General features: G+C 42.6%; 13 protein-coding genes and 1 pseudogene. 11 read left to right on the top strand and 3 right to left on the bottom strand.

The annotated features are described in order from the left end of the window. Positions 1-70: 70 nt before the first annotated feature. A complete protein-coding gene (locus FLAVO9R_RS09705; RefSeq protein ID WP_159530824.1) occupies positions 71-3,034 on the bottom strand; it encodes a ligand-binding sensor domain-containing diguanylate cyclase in 2,964 nt (987 codons plus the stop codon). 162 nt (positions 3,035-3,196) lie between these two features. After that, positions 3,197-5,020, bottom strand: a complete 1,824-nt coding sequence (locus FLAVO9R_RS09700; RefSeq protein WP_159530822.1) for a M2 family metallopeptidase — start codon at positions 5,018-5,020, stop codon at positions 3,197-3,199. Positions 5,021-5,378: 358 nt separating this feature from the next. Between FLAVO9R_RS09700 and FLAVO9R_RS09695 the strand changes: the two genes are divergently transcribed. The 10 genes and pseudogenes from FLAVO9R_RS09695 to FLAVO9R_RS09650 all read left to right on the top strand — a co-directional run. After that, the gene (locus FLAVO9R_RS09695; RefSeq protein ID WP_159530820.1) at positions 5,379-5,699 is read left to right on the top strand and encodes a hypothetical protein; all 321 of its coding nucleotides are present in this window, start codon (positions 5,379-5,381) and stop codon (positions 5,697-5,699) included. A 119-nt stretch (positions 5,700-5,818) separates the two neighbouring features. Further along, entirely contained in the window at positions 5,819-6,001 is a 183-nt protein-coding gene (locus tag FLAVO9R_RS20575) for an SEC-C metal-binding domain-containing protein (protein ID WP_159530819.1), read from the top strand. 119 nt (positions 6,002-6,120) lie between these two features. Then, the gene (locus FLAVO9R_RS09685; protein WP_159530817.1) at positions 6,121-6,630 is read left to right on the top strand and encodes a M23 family metallopeptidase; all 510 of its coding nucleotides are present in this window, start codon (positions 6,121-6,123) and stop codon (positions 6,628-6,630) included. A 17-nt stretch (positions 6,631-6,647) separates the two neighbouring features. Next, on the top strand, positions 6,648-7,157 hold the full coding sequence (locus FLAVO9R_RS09680; RefSeq protein WP_159530815.1) for an RDD family protein: 510 nt from the start codon (positions 6,648-6,650) through the stop codon (positions 7,155-7,157). A gap of 90 nt (positions 7,158-7,247) precedes the next feature. Then, positions 7,248-7,706, top strand: coding sequence for a methyltransferase family protein (locus FLAVO9R_RS09675; protein WP_159530813.1), 459 nt, complete (start codon positions 7,248-7,250; stop codon positions 7,704-7,706). After that, entirely contained in the window at positions 7,697-8,074 is a 378-nt protein-coding gene (locus FLAVO9R_RS09670; protein ID WP_159530811.1) for a DUF1294 domain-containing protein, read from the top strand. The genes FLAVO9R_RS09675 and FLAVO9R_RS09670 overlap by 10 nt, the downstream gene beginning before the upstream one ends. Before the next feature lie 86 nt (positions 8,075-8,160). Next, on the top strand, positions 8,161-9,330 hold the full coding sequence (locus tag FLAVO9R_RS09665; RefSeq protein ID WP_159530809.1) for an alpha/beta hydrolase-fold protein: 1,170 nt from the start codon (positions 8,161-8,163) through the stop codon (positions 9,328-9,330). 47 nt (positions 9,331-9,377) lie between these two features. Continuing rightward, on the top strand, positions 9,378-9,764 hold the full coding sequence (locus FLAVO9R_RS09660; protein ID WP_159530807.1) for a tautomerase family protein: 387 nt from the start codon (positions 9,378-9,380) through the stop codon (positions 9,762-9,764). A 165-nt stretch (positions 9,765-9,929) separates the two neighbouring features. Further along, on the top strand, positions 9,930-10,772 hold the full coding sequence (gene rhlP / locus FLAVO9R_RS09655; RefSeq protein WP_159530805.1) for a rhombotarget lipoprotein: 843 nt from the start codon (positions 9,930-9,932) through the stop codon (positions 10,770-10,772). A gap of 21 nt (positions 10,773-10,793) precedes the next feature. Next, positions 10,794-11,129, top strand: a pseudogene (locus tag FLAVO9R_RS09650) (DUF2157 domain-containing protein); the annotation flags it as partial. Positions 11,130-11,356: 227 nt separating this feature from the next. On the opposite strand, the gene ppsR reads toward FLAVO9R_RS09650, so the two are convergent. Next, a complete protein-coding gene (gene ppsR, locus FLAVO9R_RS09645; protein WP_159530803.1) occupies positions 11,357-12,169 on the bottom strand; it encodes a posphoenolpyruvate synthetase regulatory kinase/phosphorylase PpsR in 813 nt (270 codons plus the stop codon). 271 nt (positions 12,170-12,440) lie between these two features. Here ppsR and ppsA point away from each other — a divergent pair, with 271 nt between their 5' ends. Continuing rightward, positions 12,441-14,813, top strand: coding sequence for a phosphoenolpyruvate synthase (gene ppsA / locus FLAVO9R_RS09640; protein ID WP_159534544.1), 2,373 nt, complete (start codon positions 12,441-12,443; stop codon positions 14,811-14,813). Positions 14,814-14,829: the final 16 nt, after the last annotated feature.

The raw sequence follows: 14,829 nt of genomic DNA, 5'->3' as shown, positions 1-14,829 counted from the left end.
ATTACACTCGGGAGAAGAGTGGTTTACATAATAGGTAAAGCAGCGGCTAAATCAGCAGGTTAACATAAGGCTATTTAACAACAGCATTGCGTCCCTGGGCTTTACCTTTGTAGAGTTTTTTATCAGCTGCGTGAATGCATTGCTCTACGCTATCGCTTTCACGAATATCAGCTATCCCCGCGGTGATAGTCACTTTCACATCATGTCCTTCGCAGTGAAATGAGGTTTTCTCAACCGCTTTTCTTAATTTCTCACCTACCCAGTAGCATTCATGCGCATTAAGCTCAGGCAATAGAATAAGAAACTCTTCGCCACCCCAACGACAAATAACGTCGGAATTTCTCAAACTCGTGCGTAGCAGTTCTGCCACCTTAACCAATATAAGATCGCCTACATGGTGACCGTAAGTGTCGTTAATTTGTTTAAACCAATCAATATCTACAATAAGCAAAGAAAATGCCTGTGCATAACGCTCGTAACTGTCCCAAGCCTCGAGCGCTCTGCTTGTAAAATAGCGCCTATTTTTCAATCCGGTTAACGAGTCTTGGCTTGATAGCAACGTTAGTTTATCTACTACGTCTTCAAGATCTTTGGTTTTTTCTTCGACCATTTTTGCAAGCACAACCGAACGGTTTTTAAGGGTTCGAATACGCCACCACACAAGTAGCGTTAACAGTAGAAAAGCCGAAACGATAATGGCACTTCGCCAGATGGGTTTGTCCCACCAAGGGGGGACAATACTGATTTTCAGCTTGGCTTCATTTGGGCTCCATACTTTTTCTTTATTCATCGCTCGAATAGTGAGGGTGTAATTCCCAGGGGCCAAATTGGTGTAGGTTACTCCGCGGCGGCGATGGTCGGTAAAACGCCATTTATTATCAAACCCTGATAATAGGTAGGCGTAACTTACTTCATTTGCACGAGTAAAATCGAGCGCCGCGAATTCTACAGAAAATGAAACATTGTCTGAGCTAAGGATTAATTCTTCGATATTGGTATTCGGGAAGAGGTCTTTCGAATCACTGCTTTGTTCATTAATAATTTCAATATGCGAGATATTGACCTTAGGCGACCAAGGCTGTTGTTTGATATCACTTGGCTTGAAGCGAGTGAGACCCTGTGGGCTGCCCATGAAAATAGTGTCGTCAACGGTTTTTACGGCAGCGCCTATGTAGTAACCAGCTTCACTAACACCATTTTGTGCCCCAAAATAAGAAACCGACGATAAGGTAGAATCGATATGTGCAATGCCGACGGTTGTTGAGATCCAGAGTGCGTTTTCTTGATCTTCAACAATAGCGCCAATCGAGATGTTGCTTAAGTAGCTGTCTGCTTCTATTTGGTTAAATGATACTGAAGATACTTCGTCATCTCCAAGCACCATAAAATAGATGCCGTTTGACTGTGTGCCAATCCAATAGCCGCCACGAATAGAACGAGAAACCCACGTCACCACCGCATCTTTAGGAAAATTACTGCTACTTTCACCAATATTACGGATTTCACCCGTAAATTTATTGGCAAAGTATAAACCCGATATGCTGGCCAGCCATGCGCTCTCGTTATCTTCAAATACAATGCGAGTGGTTAGCGAAATAGGCCATTGGCGAATAACTCGATTTTCGGAAGGGCGATACACAAAAACACCGTCGCTATAGCCGCCGTACCAAACATCACCGTCTGCATCTACATTAAGGGTATAGCCGGCCTTGCCCTCCAAGGCCACCAAATCTACTTGTTCGGTGGTGGTATTTAGTTTTGCTAGCCCCGCGCGAGTCGATAGCCAAACTGAGTCTGACGGTTTATCGTAATGCACGGTTAAAAGCTTGTTTGAAGATGATTTGCCTTCAGACTCGAGTGTTGAGGTATAGGGGCCGCGAACCTTGCCAGAATGATAATTGTAATGCCAAAGGTTTTCTTCAGTAGCAAGCCACACTGAGGTATCTGAATGTGCCGCAATACCAGAGATATTATTGCCAATAGCTGCGCTAGTTGAAAAGTTGGCCAGCACAGGGTTGTGAATAGAAAACCCATTGTCGCGAGACCCAGCTATAATGGCACCAGCTTCTGTTTGATATAGCGCGGTAATGTAATTATTGGCGAGTTTCGATTGAGAGACCGATAACGACACAATCTCTGATGTGTCTTTAGCCGGAATAATATTTACTCCGCCGCCCGTAGCAACCCAAATATTACCATTACGCTGAAATAAAACATTCAGCACATCATTAGATGAAAGGCCGTTGCTTTCATCAAAACAAGTAGACTCGGAAAAATCGTTTTTCGCAAATAAGGGGTAACGGCAAAGACCGTTAGCGCCTGTGCCAATCCACAAGCTCTCGTCAGCAGTTAATGCCATCAATGTTAAGTTTGTGTCCGCCAGTTGCTGAAGCTCTAAGGTATTGAAAGCCGTATTAAGCTTGTATAGCCCTGATGTTGAACTAAGCCAAACGTGACTGTTTCTATCAAAAACGATGTCGGTTAACGTACTGGTTATGTTATCTAAAACAGCAACTTGAACCAGTTTGTTTGAAAGTGATGAAAAACGATAAAGCGCACGGCCGCTAATAACCCAAACGTTGCCATTCTTATCAATCTTTATTCGTTTGATTGAGCCGGCTTTTATTTTGCTGGATACAGTTATGGGGAAGTGTTCGAACGTTGTCGTTTCGATATGAAACTTGCTTACCCCACCAATAGTACCCACCCACAAGTATTCTTTGTCTAACGAAGCCTCAATTTGAAAGGTAGTTGCAGCGTAAAGCCCGTCAGACTCAGTCTCTTGCCATTTACCGAGATGCTTAAATTCGTTCCCATCAAACCTGTCGATCCCCGACTGTGTCGCCAGCCAAATATAGCCGTTGTTATCTTCTGCGATATCTAAAACCGATACCTGCGATAAGCCTTCTTCGATTGAAAAGCTTTTAAACACGGGCAGGGGGAAGTCAGCGGCACGAGATGTGGCAGCTAAAGAAAAAACAATAGGTAATAGCATAGTGGCGGTAACCAGAAATCTTACCACTACAAACTTCATAAATACGCTCGGGAATTGGGAACAAGCGTTACGATATACTAGGGTTAACCTAGTAAAAATGGGACATAAGTATTAATTTTGCATTTACGAGATACAAGCGCAGATAAAAAAGAACCCCGATTAACGAGGTTCTACTATTAAATCATTTAGTTGGCTAAAACATTACCAGCCACACTGACGCGTAGCATTTTGCTCATCTAACCATGATTTTAACGGTGCAAAGTAGTCAGCAATGGTACTTGCATCCATTTCAGGCGAGCCAGTGAGGGTTTCTAACGCCTTTTGCCATGGCTGGCTCATGCCCATTTCAAGCATGGCGTTTAGTGCTGTACCTGCTTCTTCACTGTTATAAATAGAACAGCGATTAAGTGGGCCTTCATCACCCGCAATATCACATAACGCTTTGTGGAATTGGAATTGCAAAATATGTGCTAAGAAATAGCGCGTGTAGGGCACATTAGCGGGAACATGGTATTTAGCACCTGGGTCAAACGCATCAGCAGGTCTGTCTACCGGTGCTTTTACGCCTTGGTATTTTTCTCTTAATTCCCACCAAAGTGTATTGTATTGCTCAGGTGATACTTCACCTGCCATGACTTTCCAGCGCCACTGATCGACCATCAGGCCAAATGGAATAAAGGCAATCTTATCTAGCGCCACCTGCATTAGCATGCCTATGTCGTTAGACGCGTCTGGAATTTCGTCAATCAAACCAATTTCTTTGAGGTACTTTGGCGTGATCGACAAGGCAATGGTGTCGCCAATCGCTTCATGGAAGCCATCGTTAGCTGAACCACGGTACAATAAAGGTTGGTCTTTATAGGCACGCTGATAATAGTTGTGACCCAGTTCATGGTGAATAACATTAAACTCTTCCCCCGTTTTTTGGATACACATTTTTATACGTAAATCGTCTTTGTCGTCTAAGTCCCAGGCTGAAGCGTGACACTGTGCGTCTCGACCTTCAGGTTTTTGGAACATAGAACGCTCCCAAAACGTATCAGGCAGCGGCGCAAAGCCCAGTGAAGAAAAGAAAGACTCAGCCTGTTTCACCATTTTTATTTCATCATAGTCCTGCGCAACAAGTGATGATGTCACGTCTGGCACCGTCATCTCTTGTTCAGGCTTCACGATATCGTAAACATTGCCCCACGTTTGCGCCCACATATTGCCTAACAAGTGCGCTGGAATAGGTTGGTCTTGAGGTACTAATTCTTCACCATAATGCTCACCCAACTTAGCACGAACGTGACAGTGCAACGATTCGTAGAAAGGCGCAACTTGTCCCCACAACCTATCAAGTTCTTTCGGGAAGTCGTCGGCTGGCATATCGTATTTACCGCGCCATAGTTCGCTAACGTTTTGAAAGCCTAATTCAGCAGCGCCTTCGTTAGCCAAATTGACCTGTTGTTCATAAAGCGGCTTCATAGGCACAGACACTTCACGCCAACCTTTCCAGTACTCTAGTAAGGTGTCGGCATCGCGAACAGTCGCCATTTCACTGCTCATTTCTACCAAGCTTTTACAGGTGCCATCTTCCATGCAGTACTGACCAGAACCATACATTGCACTAAGCTCAGAACCAATTTTAGCAAGTTGCTCTGCTTTCGCAGGTTCTGACGGAGGTGGCATGGTAAGCCCGTTTTTGAGCAAATTGAGTTGACGACGGGTATTTTCATCTACTTCAACATCGTTAAATTTAGCCGCTTCTTTGGCTAATACCGCTACTTTGCTGGACAGTACTTCATTAAAATAGGCACTGACTGCGGCGGTATCAAAATTGATGTTAGTGGCGTAACTCCACTCGGCATGTGCGGCTGGCACCTGCATTTTACTAATGTCGTTTTGCGCATTAATAAGGAATTCTTGCGCATCTTGCGCGGTAGGTGCCGCTGGTGTGGTTTCAGTTTTAGTAGTAGCTTCACCGCAACCTATTAGCGTAATGCTAACTAGCGCTGCGACGATAGTGCGTTTAGTTGAAAACATAAGTTTGCTCTTGTCGTTGTTGTTTTTATGTATTGGGGAGTACATATATTTTAGCGTTATATTTTGGAGTGACTAGCACGCTTTGTAAAACAAATTTGCAACAAAAAGCGATGGCTAAATGATTTTGTGTAAAGGTGAATAGCGTAAAGCGAAAAATAAAGGCTTAGTCTGCTATCGCTATTTTTAGATTTTAGCTCATAAGCCGCCTCATAAGCTGTCTTATAACCCGGGTACATTGTGTGAAATCTTGTTTTATTTTAAGCGTGCAGAGGGTAGGCTTTGAGTCTCACCTTAATAGGCTCAATGCCATTTTTAGTTGGCTTAGTATTATAAGCCAACGGTAATCTCAGGAATTTAAATGAATGTAGAGGTTAGTTTTAGGTTTCTATCGCTCAATAAATTACAAGCTCACACGTTAGAACGAGAAGTGGCGAATTCATCTACTCGCTATGTTGAAGATAAAAATTGTTATGTGGGAATAATTCCACTTACCGAAGATATCTTTGACCCATTGATGATTTTTTTCGAGCGCCAACAAGTCGCACTTGCCAATTGCGATATTTATTTGTCGGTGCTTAGTAGTAAAGACAACAACATTGTTGATGTTCCTTCCTCGGTCAATAAAATGTTAAAGCATATAAACTGTAAGCTAGTATTTTCATACGCTTACAATCAGTAACGATGTGGAATGATAAAAATGGGTCGAGCATTCTAAGATAGTGCAGGCTCATATCTAAATGCGTATTTTTAGCAAATTTGATAAAGTCTAAGTTTTATAGCGTTAAAATTAGCGTAGTGATGACTGATAATACAAATAAGCATGCAGCAAGTACCTTTGAAGAATCTAGTAAAGGTTGTACAAACACAAGCTGCTGCCCGCCCAAAAGCCCAATAACCCGTTCGGCACCAAAGATTGGTCGCAACAGTCCTTGTCACTGCGGTAGTGAAGTTAAATTTAAGAAGTGCTGCGGTAAAAACTAACTCACCGCTTTTTCGATTGTTAATAGAGCCGAGTGTGCGACTGTGAGTAAATGGAAGGTCGAGTATAGACCTTAACGCACCACAACGCCTTCCAACTACTGGGTTCATAAGGTTTAATGATGAGATGGATTTTGTTAGGGCTATGCGTCGTTGTACTACTTGGCTTTGTTATACCAGAACCGCGAACTACTCCCGTAGATAACGCCAGTGCCGCTGATTGGAACAAAGACACTTTTTGGTATGAACCCTGGGGCACTTCAGGGGTCCACAAAGGTATCGATATCTTTGCTCAAAAGGGCACGTCGGTGCTGTCATCCACGCATCAACTTATTATCTATCAAGGTCAGAAGCCAAAAGGCGGCAATATCATACTTGCCTTAGGGCCTAAGTGGCGGCTGCATTATTATGCGCATCTTGATTCAATAGATATTGACGGCATTACACTTGTTTCCAATGGTTCAAAAATCGGTACGGTTGGTTCAACAGGCAATGCCCAAGGTAAAGCGCCTCATCTGCATTATAGTATTGTTTCGTTGTTTCCCTATTTTTGGTTGGCTGATGAATCGACTCAAGGTGCTAAGAAGGCGTATTATTTAAATCCAATATCGTACTTAAGCACGGTTGATTGATTAAAAATGGAGATATAATGAATAGTACAACCTCCTCAGATACTGGCGCTGAATATAAAAAAGAATACGAAGAAGCGTATGTGTATGCAGGTTTTGGGATTAGATTTGGCGCATCAATTATTGATACATTACTTTTATTAGCGATTACTTTTCCACTACTGCATCTAATTTATGGCAAGGGATATTGGACTGCTGAGGACTCTGTTGTAGGTTTAGTTGATGTCCTGATTAGCTACGTTCTACCGCTAATAGCCACAATATTATTTTGGGTATATAAATCGGCGACGCCAGGCAAAATGGTGCTTAACGTTAAGGTGGTTCATGCTAAAACGGGAAGTGCGCCCACAATACGCCAGTCTATAATTCGCTATATAGGATATTACGTTTCTATATTCCCCCTAGGCTTAGGCTTTTTATGGGTGTTATGGGATACCAAAAAACAAGGATGGCATGACAAAATGGCTGGAACTGTTGTTATTCGACCTAAAAATAAAGGTGTTGAACCGGTCAGTTTCGATGAAAAGTAACGTTGAATATTGGTAAGAGCGAGTCGATGGGTATAGCTTATCTACTTGCTCGGCAGCTTTCAAATTACGTATTGGTCACAAGGAAGCACGATGAAGCTTGAGCAAAAAATCCCGCCAGTTGCCGTCTTTTTACTGTCAGCCTTTTTTATGGTGGTGACGACCAAAGTCGCTCGGGGTGTAAGTGTTGAATATCAATACAAGTTTGAGACGCTAATTCTATTTCTATTGTTGGGTGTTGGAATAGCGGTTATAGGTGTCGTTTCGTTCAAAAAACACAAAACCTCGGTACATCCTATCAAAACCGAACGTGTTGTTAGTTTAGTGACTTCAGGTGTGTATCAGTACAGTAGGAACCCCATGTATGTAGGTATGTTGTTGTGTTTGGTGGGTATTGGGCTTTACACGGCCAACCCCGTTAATGTTGTCTTTATTCTGCTTTTTGTGTGGTACATGAATAAGTACCAGATAATACCCGAAGAGGCATTTCTAACGGATAAATTTGGCGCCAGCTATACAGAATATATGAAAACGGTTCGAAGATGGCTGTAAGCAAATTCGGCGTACTTATCACTCTTACCTTTTGCACCGCCTTAATAGCAGCGGCTTTTCTGAATTTATTACCTGTAGAAGTGGTATACCTTTACATTACTATCAGCACGATAACTTTTGCCATGTATGCTTTTGATAAATCGGCCGCTCGCAAAGGAAAATGGCGTGTACCAGAAACTCGTCTTCATCTTTTAAGTTTACTTGGTGGTTGGCCTGGGGCGTATCTTGCCCAACGAAAATTAAGACACAAGTCGGCTAAAGTTTCATTTAAGCGAGTTTATTGGGCTACGGTGACGCTAAATTACTTTGCGTTTATTTGGCTTTTTAGCGAACAAGGTCAACATTTCATCAATGCTATTTTGGCGTAAATAACGTGTCCTTTTCTTGTTGGCATTGAGCGGGTAAGATTAAAAGTTAACCACGGACTAAAACTAAAAAAATAAAGGAATATGTTGTGTTCAGACCGGTCATTACGATTGCAGTATTTTTACTTATTTTGGTGCCTTTACACTCGTACTCAAAAGTACGTGGAGAAACTACGTACCTAAATATTCATTCTGAAATACTCGATGAAGAGCGTGAGTTGTTCATACACTTACCCAATAATTATCACCAGCCGACTAAGTTACGTTATCCTGTACTCTATTTACTTGATGGTCAACGAAATTTCAGCCATGCAGTAGGTACATTAGACTTGCTCAATCAATCTAATATGGCGCAAGAAATGATAGTAGTTGGTATCGCAAATACCCATCGCTCAAGAGACTTTACCCCAACTTATGATGAGAATTATAACGAGTGGGGAATATCAGGTGGTGCCGACAATTTCCTAGATTTTATCGAGAAAGAGCTCGTGCCATACATTAGCGAAAACTATCGCGCCAACAACTACAAAATAATATCAGGGCATTCGTTAGGTGGGCTATTGTCGGTGTATGCCTTGCAGTCTAGACCCCATTTGTTCCAAGCCCATTTTGCCTTTAGCCCAAGCTTATGGTGGCAAGAACAGGTTATCTTTGACGATGCCGAAACCTTCTTTTCCGATACTTCTGAATTAAACAACTACTTGTATATCAATATGGGCAGCGAAGGCGGCGATATGCTGAGCGCTTACCAGCGCTACCACGAATTGCTAAACACGCATAAGCGAAAGGGATTTAGCTACAATACAGATTTAGATACCTCAGAAAGCCACAATACCACTGCGCTTGCTGGGCATTCGTTGGCTTACCAAAATCTTTACACGTCGCTGCAGCCATCAAAAGAAGTGTTAAGTGGCGGGATGCCAGCAATTAAGCAGTTTTATAAAGCACAGTCTGAAATGTACGGTTATGAAATTAAGCCCAGTTATCGCGCCATTAACAGTGTGGGATACAAAGCATTATCTGAAAAAGATTATTCATCGGCTATTACGATATTTCAAAGCAATGTCGACAGCTACCCTTATAAAGCGGATGCCTACGACAGCTTAGCCGATGGGTTTGAAGCTAGTGGAGATTTACAAAAAGCATTAGAAATGAGAGCGCTCGCGATAAAGAAAAGTACGGCTGAAAATGTTGAAAACGGCGCTTATAAAACCCGTCATGCGAATTTACTCAAAAAAATTCAGGACAAAAAGCTTTAGTACTTTCTCTTTACGCGCGTTGAACATAATTTATAAAGGAAAACGTTGTGGTAGTGATCTATGGAATTGATAAGCACTTAAACCCAATTAAAAGCCAGTTGTCTGATGTGATCCACCGTTGTATGCAATCTGTTTTGGGTATGCCGGAAGACAAACGCGCTCATCGCTTTATTCCGCTTGCCAAAGAAGACTTTTTCTATCCTGGTGGCAGAACAGATAGCTATACCGTTATTGAAATTAACGTGATGAAAGGGCGTAAGCCCGACACCCAAAAAGCACTGATTAAAGGGCTTTTTAAAGCAATCGAGTCTCAATTGGGAATTAGCACGGTAGACATTGAGATAACGATTAAAGAACAGGAAAAATACCAATGGGGTTTTCGTGGTATTACCGGTGATGAGGCGTCAGATTTAAAATACAACGTTGATGTGTAAACTAAGCCTGCGCTCATACCTACACAAAGCCACATTATGGCTAGCTGGTGCCTTATATAGTAATAAATATAAATTTTGGGTAATTTGAAGTATTACGGTTAACGCCTTAAACGATAAATACCATTTAATTTCGTAACCTTTCAATAGCAGTAAAAAGGATTGTCGATGACAACAAGAATACTAAAAACCATGTCTGGGGCAATGTTACTCACGGCACTCTTTTCACTCGCAGCATGCAGTGCAATAGTTAGTAACAACACAGGTAAACAAGCTCAATCTAGCAGTTTAATGGATTTCCTTTACCCCGATGAAGAAAGCCGGGTTAAGCACCAGCCTGAAATTCCCACGCTACAATTACCGGTAAAGGTGGGACTTGCGTTTGTTCCTTCAAGCAATTGGCGCCGAGATGGCCTGCATGGTAAAGACCAAGTCGAGCTTCTAGAAAATGTTAAGCAGTCTTTCCTTCAGTACGAGTATATCGATCGCATTGAAATCATTCCTAGTGAGTACTTAAGCGGGGGAGAAGGTTTTTCAACGTTAGAGCAAGTAGGAAGGTTATATGATGTTGATGTAATGGCGTTAGTGTCTTACGACCAAGTTACTCAGTCACTCGAAAATAACGCGGCGTTATTGTATTGGACCATTGTAGGAATGTACGTTATTCCAGGGAATGAAAACACGGTACAGACCTTTGTGGATACTGCAGTTTTCGATATCAAAAGTAAAAAGATGCTGTTCAGAGCGCCAGGTGTAAGTAAGCTTGAGAAGCGTACCACCGCTGTAGGTATTGACGATTCGTTGGCCGAAAAATCTTTAGAAGGGTTTGGTATAGCCGTTGACGATATGTCTACAAACTTAGATGCTGAACTTGCTCGATTTAAAACCAGAGTAAAAGAAGAAAAGATTGCGAAAGTAGAACATAGAGAAGGCTATAGTGGCGGTTCACTTCAGGTTTTTTGCTTACTGCTTATGGGCGTCATGTTATTTAGAAAAATGACTGTACGGTAACTCGCTGTCAAGGTGTGCAGATTGAACGTCACCAAGCAACATCTTAAAGACGCAGTAAGCGCCAATATTCTTTCATCTGAACAGTTGATCGCGTTTTTGAATCAGCAAACGAGTACCACTGCCAAGTTCGATTTCACCCATGTGTTGTATTACCTTGGTGGCTTAATTGCCATTGGCGCAATGACACTGTTTATGAACCTAGGCTGGGTATCTTTTGGCGGAATCGGTATTGTTTTCATCAGCTTATTCTATGCAGCTGTGGGAATTAAGTTAGCTAACGTTTTTAAGGTGAAAGGATTGTTTGTGCCGGTGGGCCTATGCGCTACCTTTGTTGTTGTGCTAACCCCGTTGGCGGTTATTTGTAAATTACCTAGGTATAAAGTGGCAAAAGAACGAAGCCGCTATTACCGCGAAAACACGTAAACTTTTGCCTATGGCACTGCAAACACTGTTGGACGCTAAACATCTCTAGATTAACCTGTGTTAAATGCACAAGTTGATACTCGATTAGAAACCTGTTTATAAATTAGCGGTAAATAGGCCAGCCAAAGATTTGACTGGCCTCTACGCATTTTTGCCGTTGCTTAATATTTTCTACGTTTTAACCCTGTTTCCGCCAATATTTTCGCTGAAATCTCTTCTATTGAATATTTGGTACTGTTTAAGAACGGAATTTTTTCTTTTCGATACAAGTTCTCAACTTCTCGTAATTCCATTCTACACTGCTGTAATGACGCATAGCGGCTATTCGCTTTACGCTCAGAACGAATTTGATGCAACCGTTCTGGCTGTATAGTTAAGCCAAAAAGTTTATTTTTATAGCGGCGAAGGGCTGTAGGTAACCTAAGCATGTCGCCCATGTCATCTTCGGTAAACGGGTAGTTTGCCGCTTTAATACCAAACTGCAGGGCTAAGTATAAACTGGTAGGGGTTTTACCCGAGCGCGAGACACCCACTAAAATAATGTCGGCTTCGTCGTAATCTTTCAGGTTAGAACCGTCATCGTTGGCTAAGGCATAGTTAACCGCCTCAATACGAATGTCATACGTGGTTTCATGAATGCTATGAGTACGATGTTTTTCGGGTTTTGAGGGCACACCAAGCACTTTTTCCAGCGGGGCCACGAACTGATCGAGGAAATTGTAGTTAATACCCACAGATTTTGAAATTATCTTGCGAACATCTACATTCACAATTGTATAAAAAACGAGCGGCCTTTCTCCTGTGTCTTGAAAACTTTCAGATATTTTATCCAAAACCTTGTTGGCTTCTTCCTCAGTTTCAACAAAAGGGATGGTATTGTGATTGAATTCAACAGGGAACAAAGACAGCAGGGCGTGGCCAAACACCTCTGCTGTAATGGCGGTACCATCTGAAATATAAAAAGCTGTGCGCACAACAAATCCTTAACATTGTCGTAATTTTATTACAAAAGTAATAAAGAGTTTACTTTCCGATTTCCCCCATTCTAAGATGATTTCGTCGAAAAGCTATATGGTTATTAATGATGACTTGATGTAACGCAAGTCTGCTTTACTTGGTACTCGTTAATATTAATAAGCATTAAGCGCGTTTGGATATACGCAGTCGACACGTATTTTACCAATGTTGGGCATGTGGCCCGCCATTGCTTATACCCTACTCAAAAATAAGCTGGAGGCTTCGGCAGTGAAAGAATTCGTACTTTGGTATCAAGAACTGGGCATGCATGATGTAGGTCGCGTTGGCGGCAAAAATGCATCTTTAGGCGAGATGATTTCTAACCTAGCTAACGCCGGTGTACAAGTACCGGGAGGTTTCGCCACAACTGCAGAGGCTTTTAATGAATTTCTAGAGCAAAGTGGTCTAGAAGCAAAAATTCATAACGTACTCGATACACTCGATGTTGAAGATATTAGTGCGCTTAACGAAGCCGGCAAAGATATTCGTCAATGGATCATCGAGACGCCGTTTCAACCTGCACTAGAAGACGCCATTAAAGAAGCGTTTGTAAAATTGCAGGGTGATGCAGGCGACGAAGCATCATTTGCAGTTCGTTCATCAGCTACCGCAGAAGACATGCCAGATGCGTCGTTTGCCGGTCAGCAAGAAACCTTCCTTAACGTGAAAGGTTACGAGTCTGTATTAGTAGCCATTAAACACGTATTCGCCTCGCTATTTAACGACCGTGCTATTTCGTATCGTGTTCACCAAGGTTACGACCATAAAGGTGTCGCATTGTCTGCTGGTATTCAGCGCATGGTTCGAAGCGATATTTCATCGTCGGGCGTGATGTTCACTATCGACACAGAGTCGGGCTTTGAAGACGTAGTATTTATTACGAGTTCATACGGCCTGGGTGAAATGGTTGTGCAGGGTGCGGTAAACCCAGATGAATTTTACGTACACAAACCAACCCTTGATAAAGGGCTTCCAGCCATTGTTCGCCGTAACCTAGGCAGCAAGCTAGTTAAAATGATTTACTCAGACGATGAGGCGCATGGCAAGCAAGTGTCTATCGTTGATATCGACAGCGCTGAAAGTAAAGCTTTCTCACTGAACGACGAAGAAGTGATGGAGCTGGCGAAGCAGGCGCAAATTATTGAAAAGCACTACGATCGCCCGATGGATATCGAATGGGCCAAAGATGGCGTAGATGGTAAGTTGTATATTGTTCAAGCGCGCCCTGAAACGGTTCGAAGTCGTGAAGATTCTCAAAGTATTGAGCGTTTCCAACTTAAAGGTCAAAGTAATATCGTGTGTGAAGGCCGCGCTATTGGGCATAAAATTGGTGCAGGCGTGGCGAAAGTACTTGGCTCTATTGAAGAGATGGACAAGATTCAAGCTGGCGATGTACTGGTTACCGACATGACAGACCCAGATTGGGAACCTATCATGAAAAAGGCGTCTGCCATTGTCACTAACCGAGGCGGTCGTACATGTCACGCAGCGATTATTGCTCGTGAGCTAGGCATTCCTGCAGTAGTAGGGTGTGGTAACGCCACTGACAGTATCGAGAATGGCGATAAAATTACCGTATCTTGCGCAGAAGGTGATACAGGTTATATCTATGGTGCAGAGCTAGAGTTTGACGTAGTGACCTCACGTATCGACTCTATGCCTGACTTACCACTAAAAGTAATGATGAACGTGGGTAACCCAGACCGCGCCTTTGATTTTGCGCGTTTGCCTAATGCAGGTGTTGGCCTTGCTCGCTTAGAATTCATTATTAACCGTATGATTGGTGTGCATCCTAAAGCGTTACTTAACTTCGATAGCCAGCCTGCTGAGCTTAAAGAAGAAATTGGCGATATGATTGCCGGTTACGACTCACCAACTGAATTCTACATTGAAAAATTGGTTGAAGGTATTTCTACCATTGGTGCTGCGTTCTCGCCTGAAAAAGTCATTGTTCGTATGTCTGACTTTAAGTCTAACGAATACTACAACTTAGTTGGCGGCTATCAGTACGAGCCAGATGAAGAAAACCCAATGCTCGGTTTCCGTGGTGCGAGTCGTTATATCTCGGAAGATTTCCGCGACTGTTTTGCCTTAGAGTGTGAAGCCATTAAACGGGTTCGTAACAACATGGGCTTAACCAATGTTGAGATCATGATCCCCTTCGTACGTACTCTCGAAGAAGGCCGTAAGGTTATCGAACTACTAGAAGAGCAGGGGCTTAAGAAAGGCGAAGACGGTTTACGCGTTATTATGATGTGTGAACTACCCTCTAATGCATTACTTGCCGATCAGTTTTTAGATATTTTTGATGGCTTCTCGATTGGTTCGAACGATTTAACTCAGTTAACCCTTGGGCTAGACCGCGACAGTGGCGTTATTGCTCACTTGTTTGACGAACGAGATCCCGCCGTGAAAGCCTTGCTATCAATGGCTATTCAAGCGGCTAAGAAACGTGGAAAGTACGTCGGGATTTGTGGTCAAGGCCCATCAGATCACGAAGATTTCGCTGCTTGGTTGGTAGAAGAAGGTATCGATTCAGTATCGCTTAACCCAGATACCGTCGTTGAAACTTGGTTATACCTTGCTGAAAAGCATGGCTAGCTAGAGATTTTAAATA

It is taken from the genome of Alteromonas sp. 38 (assembly GCF_902506055.1).
Classification (GTDB): domain Bacteria; phylum Pseudomonadota; class Gammaproteobacteria; order Enterobacterales; family Alteromonadaceae; genus Alteromonas; species Alteromonas lipotrueae.
This window is presented reverse-complemented; position numbering and strand designations above follow the sequence as displayed.